Genomic DNA, 4,870 nt, shown 5'->3' with positions numbered 1-4,870 from the left:
GGTCGGCGGTGGCTTCGGGGGGCGGGTCCTGGGTGTGTGCGTCGGGTTCCCGCAGGATTTCCACGTGGGCCTCGCGTACGGCCGGGCCCGGCTCCACGCCGAGTTCGTCGAGGAGGCGGGCGCGGAGGTCGCGGTGGACGGCGAGGGCCTCGGCCTGGCGGCCCGTGCGGTGCAGGACGAGCATGAGAAGGCGGTGGAAGGCCTCGCGCAGCGGGTGCTCGGCGACGAGGGCGGCGAGTTCGGGGGCGAGGGCGCCGAGGGCGCCGAGGGCGTGCGCCCCGGCGGCCCCCTCGGTCCCCTCGTCCCCCCGGTCGGCCGCGAGGTGGAGTTCCGCGTCGTAGCGTCGCTCCAGGAGCAACAACCTTGCCTCCTCCAGGCGTTGGACGAAGGCCTGGGTGTGGAATGCCTCGATCGGCAGACCGCCGAGCGGTGTCCCCCGCCAGAGGGCGAGCGCGGCGGTGGACTCGCGGACGGTCCGGCTCCAGTCGCGCTCGGCGTGGGCGGTGCGGGCGGCGCGGGCGTGGCTCTCGAAGACGCGGACGTCCAACTCGCCCTCGCCGACCCGCAGCAGATAGCCGGGCGGGACCGCGCGCAGCCGCTCGGGGTCGTCCAACAGCCTGCGCAGCCGGGTCACATGGTTCTGCAGGGAGGCCTGCGCGGACGGGGGTGGCGCCGCGTCCCACAGCACGTCCTTCAGGGTGTCGACGGAGACGACCCGCCCGGGTTCGAGCAGCAGCGCGACGAAGAGGGCGCGCATCTTGCCGCTGCCGACGGACCGTACGCCGTCAGCCGCGTCCCCGGCCCCGTACAGAACCGGCGGACCGAGCAGTCCGAACCGCAGCCCGTCCCGCATAGAACCCGTCCGCTGCCTTTCCGCACCGTCGTTCCGGGCCCGCCCCGCGGCGACCTGCCGCCGCCTCCCGTACGGCCCCCCGTGGAACCGTTGGGCTCATGTTAGCGATCCGTTGGCGGGACCTGATGTGATCACTTCATCGGATCCGGCGACGACGGCGCACGCGTGAGACGCGTAGCTCGGGGGAGTGCCGCCGCCGCCGCCGGATCCGGGAACCGCACAAAGCGCTGTGCCCCGGTCGGTGGAGGTGAACGACCGGGGCACTCGTGTGTGCGGGCCCCGTCGTGGGGCGGGCCTGAAGGATCGTGTGGCGAGCCAGGCCCAAAGGGTCGGGGAGCGGCCCAGGCCCTAAAGGATCGGGGGGCGGCCCAGTCGCGTCAGGCGCCAGACCGTTCGCCAGCTCATCGGCCGGCGCTCGCCGCCCGACTCCCGCCAGCCCTCCGCGAAGCCGCTGAACCAGGCCTTCAGGCCGCCGGCCGAGCGCATCCGCAGCAGGGTGATGAGAACCCATACGCCCAGGTGGACGGGGATGAGCGGGAGCGGGAGGCGGCGGCGGGCGAGCCAGACGCGGTTGCGGGCGTTGACGCGGTAGTAGATGGCGTGCCGGGCCGGTGACGTCTTCGGGTGCTGGAGGAGCAGTTCGGGGGCGTACAGCACGGTCCAGCCGGCGTCGAGCGCCCGCCACGCCAGGTCGGTCTCCTCGTGCGCGAAGAAGAACTCGGCGGCCCAGTCGCCGGTCTCGCCCAGCATGGCCATGGACAGGGCGTGCCCGCCGCCGAGGAACCCGGTGACCGGGCCGCCGCGCATCGGGTCCTTCGCCCCGACCCTCGGTACGTGCCGCCGCTGGGTCTCGCCGTGCTCGTCGGCGATCCGGAACCCGACGATGCCGAGGCGGGGATCGGCGGCGTACAAGTCCCGCACGCGGCGCAGCACATCGGCGTCGACGAGCAGCCCGTCGTCGTCCAGCTCCACGACGACGTCGACGTCACCGAAGGCGCGCAGCCGCTCCAGGGCGACGTTCCGGCCGCCGGGGCAGCCGAGGTTCTCGTCCACCTCGATGAGGGTGACCTCGCCGGGCAGGTCCAGCCGTTCGGCGAACTCGGGGAGGGGGCAGCCGTTCCCCACGACCACGATGCGTTCGGGGGCGACGTCCTGCTTGGCCACGGAGGCGAGCAGCGCGTCCACCTCCGCGGGCCGATTGCCCATCGTCACCACGGCGACAGCGACCCGAGGCCCGGCCTCCACCACGACACCAACCCCATTCCGTCCACGGACCGCCGGCGACGACCGGCGGGGCGACAACGACCGGCGCGGCCGCCGACGGCGCCCCGGCGCGACCCGACGACCGTCGTCCCGCTTCCCGTCCTCCACCGACTGTTTACGGCCGGGATGCTAGTCGTTCACGACGGAGACTTCGCATCGACTCCGCGACTGCCCTGTTCAGGGCCCTGCCCGCAGCCTTCTCTCTGGTGCGGGTCCTGTTCCTCGGCTAAGGTCCCGCCCCATGATCCCTGGGGGAGCGCCGGCGGCGGACGCGACGGTCGTGCGGTTCGGCCTGCGGCGGTTTCTCTGGAGCGTCTCTGCTCAGCTAAGTGATCCTGTGTGATCCGCAGGTTGCGGGATCGGTTGGATGGGTTCCCACCGTGGCGGAGTGGCGTGGGCGTGCAGGTGGAACCCTGCGCCCAGTGCTGCTCCGCGTGGCCGGTGTCGTCTGCGCTACCGAATCCGCCTCCCCCATGCCCACAAGCCCTACGAGCAGGCCCTGCGCCGGTGGGCGCCCGAGCTGTGGTTCGGTGTGGTGGCGCAGCCGCCGGCGTACGCGGGGCTGCCCGACCGAGCGGGGCACCGGGAGCGCACGGCGAGGCGCGCGGAGGGCTGACGCCGACGTCGCACGCCGCCCTCCCCACCGTGACGGGACGAGTCAACTCCCTTACCTGGAGCGCGAGTCGGCGCTCCAGGTCCGGTGCGGAGGGACGCCGTATCCGGTGCGGACGGACGCCGGTATCAGACCCGCAGCGGGTTCGAGCGGACCGCTGCCATGAGGTACCAGGCCGTGGCGCCCGTGTGCCGGTACGGGTAGTAGCCGAAGCCGAAGCCGGTGTCGAGGGGGCTGCTGGCCGAGACGATGCCGGAGCGGTCGGGGAGGGCGCGGCCGCCGACGGTCTGGGCGGTGCCGAGGAGGTCCTGGGCGCGTTCGAGAGAGGCGAGGAGGCGCCGGGCGCGCTTCTCGTCGCCGCGCGCGCCCCGGTCGCGCAGGGAGAGCGCGAGATGGGCGGTGCCCTCGAACCAGACCCCGTTGCGGTTGGGTTTGGGCTGGAACTCGGCGATGGGCGCGTCCTCGTTGGCCAGCAGACTGGCCGAGCTGAAGGTCACGCCCTCGTACGACTGCCCGGCGGGCACCGTGCTGTTGCGGCGCTCGGCGTGGTCCTCGACGGCGAGTTCCCGCGCCGCCCAGTCGAGGGAGCGCGCGTACCGGTCGGAGTCGAGGGCGAGGTGGGTCCAGGTCTGGGTGTCCTCGGGGATCGGGGACTTGTTGACGGTGACGCCGTCGTTCGTGCCGGTGTAGAAGAAGCCGCCGGACGCGCCCCGGCCCGGCTCCCACATGCCCTTCACGAAGGCCTCGGCCCGCGCCCGCCGCTGCCACCACACCCGGTCGCCGGTGAGCCGGGCGAGCCGCCCGAACAGGCAGATCAGGTCCGTGTTGTGCTCGGTCGAGGTGAACGGCAGCTTCTCGTTCGCCCCGTTCACGCCGAACTTGTAGCCGCCGAGGGGCTCGTCGGTACGGCCGGTCCGCTCGATCCACTCCCCGATCCGCACGGCGGCGGCCAGGAACCGCCGGGCCCCGGTCCGCCGGGCCAGCGCGCTCAGCGCGATCCCCGCCCAGGCCATGTCCCCCACGGCCGTCCCCGTGAAGCCGAACTGTGTGCCGACATTGGCCGTCCCGTCCGCCCGGACGAACCCGTCCGGCTGCGGTACGCCGTCGTAGTAGACGTACGGCCCGACGTTGTACGCCTGGCGCAGCCGGCCGTCGTCGTACGCCGGATCGTGCTCCTGGGCGTAGATCAGCGCGTCCCCGAGCGCCATCGCTCTGGCCCGTCCGTCCTCGGTGCGTACGGCGAGGTGGGCGAGGATCGCGAGGGCGTTGTCGTAGGTGAAGGCCGTGCTGAACAGGCCCGCCTGGTCGGTGTAGCTCTGGGTCAGCCGGAGGTCGCTGTGGTCGGGGTAGGCGTCCATGGCGGCGGCCAGGAAGCCGTGCCCGCGCCGGGGGGCCGAGGCGCGGGACGCCGCGGATGCGGCGGACGCGGCGGACGCGGTGGGTGCGGTGGGTGCGGCGGACGCGGTGGGTGCGGTGGGTGCGGTGGGTGCGGCTTGGGCCGTGCCCGGGCCGGCGACGGTGAGCGCCGCCGCCGCGCCTAGGCCGGTGCCGAGGAGCCTGCGGCGGCTGAACGCGCGGGCTCGTCCGCCGGTGCTGCCGGTGCTGCCGGTCATGGGTCTCCCTTGGAGGTGCGAGATGCGTGGAGCGAGATGCGTGATGCGAGATCCGTGATGGGAGGTACGTGATGGGAGGTACGTGGTGCGAGAGGGGAGGTGCGCGGGGTGCTCGCCCGGAGCCGGTTTTGAGAGCGCTCTCAAGCGGATGGGGGCTCATTCTGCTGGTGCGCGCGACTCGGGTCAACGCCCTTGCGGGGCACGCGTTTTCAAGCCGGTCCGGCGGCGGAAGCGCCGGCGTCCCGCACACCTTGTGGGTGCGCGGGACGCCCTGCGGGATCCCGGGCCCGGTACGCGGACTCCGCCACGCGCACCCCCGGCCCCCGGATCCCGGAACCGTGAGGTCGGTCCTCCACGACACCGGCCTCACGGTCGTCCAGCGGCTTCGCCGGCCGGACGGCGGGTCCCGGACACCACTGTTCGATCCGCTCGGCCAGGGCGGGGACAGGCGAGGGACAGGAGAGAGCCAGCCAGGGCAAGAGCGCGTACAACATTGGGTACGCGCTCTTGCCCTGGCTGGCTCTCTCC

The 4,870-nt window shown here is 73.4% G+C and carries 3 protein-coding genes; all 3 read right to left on the bottom strand.

The annotated features are described in order from the left end of the window. Nucleotides 1–853 (bottom strand): AfsR/SARP family transcriptional regulator (locus P1P70_RS40760; RefSeq protein WP_319246953.1); only part of this gene is annotated, 853 nt, incomplete at its 3' end. A 348-nt stretch (nt 854–1,201) separates the two neighbouring features. Continuing rightward, nucleotides 1,202–2,101 (bottom strand): glycosyltransferase family 2 protein, encoded by a 900-nt coding sequence (locus P1P70_RS40755; RefSeq protein ID WP_319246951.1) that lies wholly within the window; start codon nt 2,099–2,101, stop codon nt 1,202–1,204. Between the two features lie 756 nt (nt 2,102–2,857). Next, nucleotides 2,858–4,342, bottom strand: coding sequence for a Tat pathway signal sequence domain protein (locus P1P70_RS40750; RefSeq protein WP_319246950.1), 1,485 nt, complete (start codon nt 4,340–4,342; stop codon nt 2,858–2,860). Between the last annotated feature and the right edge of the window lie 528 nt (nt 4,343–4,870).

The sequence above is a fragment of the Streptomyces sp. MB09-02B genome, assembly GCF_033794485.1.
Lineage (GTDB): Bacteria > Actinomycetota > Actinomycetes > Streptomycetales > Streptomycetaceae > Streptomyces.
Note: the sequence above shows the minus strand (reverse complement) of the source record. Positions and strands in the feature narration are given on the sequence as shown.